Here is a 3,943-nt window from a genome sequence, read left to right as displayed (position 1 = left end):
CCGCCACTCCACACTGGGCTACTTGACACCTCACGAGTTCGAACGCCAGGCTAAAGCCGCTTAACCTCAACTACGCAATAGCGGGGCAAGCCCAAATCATCCTTGCTCCGCTCCCAGTGTGGCTTAACCGGAAATTGTTCGGTTCTAAAGTTTTGCAGTCCCCAAGCCTTCCAGGTAGGCTTTGCCGCGCTCCAGTTGTGCCGGTCCCACCTCAATGATCAGGCGCGGCTGGCTTTGCACCGTCGCCAGAGCGGCCAGCACGCCGCGCCAGTGGATCTGACCATCGCCGGGGGGCCAATGCCAGTCGTTCATGGCGTCGTTGTCTTGCAGGTGGACGTGGCCCAACCACTCGCCCACGGTGCGAATCCAGGCTTCGGGGGTGGGGCCGCCCACGCGCTGCATCAGGTGGGCGTGGCCCACGTCGATGCTCAGGCGCAGGCGGTCATGATCCATGCGCCGGGCCAGGGTCAGCAGCGGCGTGGGGTTGGTGTCGCGGATATTTTCCATGACCAGCGTGCAGCCCACTGCCTCGGCCTGGGGCAGCAGCTCTTCAAGGATGTCCTGAACGATGTCCAGTTGTTCGGCCAGACCGGTGGCTGCCGTGTGCGACACCAGCGGATGCCCAAAAAAATCGAAGGGACTGTGAACCACCATATGCGTTGCGCCGATCTCGCCCGCGTAGGCCAGTGCGGCGCTGTGACGGCGCAGGCTGACCTCGCGCACGGCGGGATCACGCGGCATCAGGGTCAGGCCCCAGAACGGGCCGTGAATGCCCAGACGGCCCGTGAAGCCGTCCAGCACCTCGCGGGTGCGCCCCGCGTGGGCACGCCAGTCACCGTCGAGCAGTTCATGTGAAACCGGGTCTTGCAATTCCAGATCACGGCCCGCGAACAGCCAGTCGCGGTGCTGTTCGACGGCTGAAAGGGGCATGGCCGCGCCCAGCGTAGCAAGGAGGGGGGCCGTTGGGGCTTCGGGTTTGGGTTGTGTTGCAGTCATGGTTGACCTCGTGGTGGGAGTGAAGGAAGTGGGACGGCATCCAGGTGATTTCTGGATTACTTGGTGTCCTTGAACAGCGGCTGGGTGCGCTGAACCAGATCGCTCAGGGTGGCGTCAATCGGGGCATTCTGCAAAAAAATGCGGTCCAGGGACTTGATGATTTCCTGGGTGCCCTGCACGTACCCTGTCGTCGAGGGACGCGGGCGGGCATACGACAGTTGCTGGCCGCCAATTTCCAGACCCTTTTCACTTGCCACATAAGTTTTGTAGGCAGGCAGGTTGGTGGTGGTGCGGGTGATCGGCACGTAGTTGCTCATCTTGATCCAGGTGAACTGCTGCTCCGGCTGCGCCAGCCAGCGGATAAACGTCCAGGCGGCCTGCTGCTTGTCGGCGCTGCTGCCCTTGCTGATCGCCAGGGTCGCGCCGCCCACCGGCACGACGGGTTTTTTGTAATACGGCAGCGGCGCGGTGCCGAACTTGAACGGCACGCTGGCCTTCAGCCCTGGACGGCTCGCCACCGAATTCATGACCATCGCCACCTTGCCCGCCGCGAAGTCGGCGTTGGTGTTGGGGCTTTGCAGTACGGCGCTGCCGTCACGGAAAAAACCTGCCCAGTCAGTGATCACGGCCTTGGCAGCAGGCTGATCGAGCAGCAGCTTGCCGTTATCTACCATCTCGCCGCCGTTGCTCCAGACCGCGCCCTCCAGCACCCAGGGAAACGAGGACAGGGCGATGGCCGGAACGCCGGTGGCCGCCGTGATCTTCTTGGCCGCCACACGCAGCTCCGGGTAGGTGCGCGGCGGGGCGCTGAGTCCGGCCTTCTTCAGCAGTTCGGGGTTGTAGTACAGCACCGGGTTGGAGTTGTTCCAGGGCATCGAATACACCGCGCCGTCCGGGCGGCTGACCTGGGTCTTGAACACTGGCCAGAAGGTGTCGAACGAGGTCTGGAAGCCAGGCAGCGTTTTGAGATTCACCAGTGCCCCGGACGCGGCGATGCGCGGCACGTAGGCCACCTCCAGTTGCATCACGTCCCCGGCGGGCTGTCCGGCGGCGATCCCGGCCAGCGCTTTTTGCACCACGCCCTCGTAATCGTTGGCAAATTCGCCGCGCACGGTCACGTCGTTCTGCGCGGCGTTGAAGTCCTTGATCATGCTCTCGATGGCTTTGCCCAGCTCACCGCCCAGGCCGTACAGGAACGTGATCTCGGTTTTGGCCGAGGCGGTAGAGAGTAGTGTGGCAGTCAGCAGGGTGGCGCTCAGGGTCAGTAGACGTGGCATGGGACTCCTCCAGAGGGGGGCGGGGGGGCGGACGGACGGGGGCGGCGGGGCAGTTTTAAAAGACGGTGGGAAGGTGGGGCGTCCACGTCTGTAAAACTCAGGGACTGGGGCTTAACCTTTCAGGCCGCTGGCGGCGGCGCTCTCGATAAACCACTTCTGGGCCAGCGCGTAGGCGATCATCACCGGGGCGATGACGATCAGGGTGGCGGCCATCACCAGTGGCAGATTGCTGCCCTCCAGGCTGGAGAAACTGGCGAGGCCCACCTGCACGGTGCGGAAATCGTCGCGGCTGGTCACCACCAACGGCCAGACCAGCGCGTTCCACGACGAGAGAAACGTCAGGATGCCCAGCGCGCTCAGCACCGGGGCGTTAATCGGCAGCAGGATGCGCCACAGATACTGGGCGGGCGTTGCGCCGTCCAGCCGCGCGGCTTCCTCCAGTTCCACGGGCGTCTGCCGGAACGCCTGACGCAACAGGAAGACCCCAAACGCGCTGGCCGCAAACGGCACGATCAGCGCCGGATAGCTGTTGAGCCAGCCGAACTGCCGCACAGTGATGAAGTTGGGAATCAGCAGCACGTCGCCCGGAATCATCAGCGTGCCCAGCGCCACGGCGAACAGAAAGGCTTTGAGTGGAAAGCGCATGCGCGCGAAGGCGTAGGCAGCCAGCGCGCTGCTGAGAAGCACGGCAGCCGTGGTGGTCAGCGAGATCAGCAGCGAATTGAGCAGGTAGCGACCGAAGGGGGCACTGTTCCAGGCTTCGGCCAGGTTGTGCCACTGCCACTCGCTGGGCCAGAAGCCGCCGATGAAGACCTCCTGCTGCGGCTTGAAGGCGGCCAGCAGCATCCAGACCAGCGGCATCAGGAAGATCAGAATCACGGCGAGTGACAGGGCTTCCTGACCGAAGCGGGTCATCCTGGACGTCTTCACTGGTAATGCACCCGCCGTTCGGCCAGCTTGAGCTGGATGATGCCCAGGGTCAGCAGGAGCGCGAACAGCACCACGCTCAGGGCGCTGGCCAGGCCCATCTGAAAGAACACGAAGGCGTTCTGGTAGATGGAGTAGCCCAGCAGATTGGTGGCCCCCGCCGGGCCGCCGCGCGTGAGCAGCAGCACCAGCCCGTACGACTGGAAAGTGCCGATCAGCGAGATGAACACCACGACCACCGTGGTGGGGGCCAGCAGCGGAATGGTGATGCGCCGGGCGATGGTGGCGCGGGAAGCGCCGTCAATCGCCGCCGCCTCCTCTAACTCGCCCGGCAGACCCTGCAACCCGGCCAGAAACAGCACGGCGGGCAGGCCTACCCCCTTCCAGACCGCCACCAGAATCACCGAGGCCAGCGCCGTTTGTGGATCACTGAGCCAGCCAGGGCCAGCAATGCCCAGCCCCTCCAGCAGTCGGTTGACCGGCCCGGAATTGGGATTGAGCAGGTAATTCCAGATCACCGCCGTGGCCGCCAGCGACACCACCACCGGGGCAAACACTGCGCCGCGCAGCAGCGATTGCGTGCGCGTGCGGGCGTTCATCAGGAAGGCCAGGGCCAGGCCCAGGCCCACTTCCAGGGCCGTGACGCCCACGGCAAAGGCAGCGGTGATGCCCAGGCTGTTCCAGAACTCGCGGTCTGCCAGGAGTTGACGGTAATTGGCGAGGCCAACCCAGTTTGGAGCGCT

4 protein-coding genes are annotated in these 3,943 nt (G+C 64.4%); all 4 read right to left on the bottom strand.

Annotated elements, in window-relative coordinates:
* Window positions 1-144 precede the first annotated feature (144 nt).
* The gene (locus tag Q322_RS0119620; protein WP_051668806.1) at window positions 145-996 is read right to left on the bottom strand and encodes a sugar phosphate isomerase/epimerase family protein; all 852 of its coding nucleotides are present in this window, start codon (window positions 994-996) and stop codon (window positions 145-147) included.
* Window positions 997-1,052: 56 nt separating this feature from the next.
* A complete protein-coding gene (locus tag Q322_RS0119615) occupies window positions 1,053-2,273 on the bottom strand; it encodes an ABC transporter substrate-binding protein (RefSeq protein ID WP_029479535.1) in 1,221 nt (406 codons plus the stop codon).
* A 111-nt stretch (window positions 2,274-2,384) separates the two neighbouring features.
* Complete coding sequence (locus tag Q322_RS0119610; RefSeq protein WP_029479534.1) at window positions 2,385-3,188, bottom strand: carbohydrate ABC transporter permease; 804 nt, start codon at window positions 3,186-3,188, stop codon at window positions 2,385-2,387.
* A gap of 11 nt (window positions 3,189-3,199) precedes the next feature.
* On the bottom strand, window positions 3,200-3,943 hold a 744-nt coding region (locus Q322_RS0119605; RefSeq protein WP_029479533.1), incomplete at its 5' end, for a carbohydrate ABC transporter permease.

The organism is Deinococcus frigens DSM 12807 (genome assembly GCF_000701425.1).
Lineage (GTDB): Bacteria > Deinococcota > Deinococci > Deinococcales > Deinococcaceae > Deinococcus > Deinococcus frigens.
This window is presented reverse-complemented; position numbering and strand designations above follow the sequence as displayed.

What these genes read in the sequence shown, in the direction of transcription:
- Q322_RS0119620 (WP_051668806.1), bottom strand. Translation starts at nt 996, where the DNA reads ATGACTGCAACACAACCCAAACCCGAAGCCCCAACGGCCCCCCTCCTT.
- Q322_RS0119615 (WP_029479535.1), bottom strand. Translation starts at nt 2,273, where the DNA reads ATGCCACGTCTACTGACCCTGAGCGCCACCCTGCTGACTGCCACACTA.
- Q322_RS0119610 (WP_029479534.1), bottom strand. Translation starts at nt 3,188, where the DNA reads ATGACCCGCTTCGGTCAGGAAGCCCTGTCACTCGCCGTGATTCTGATC.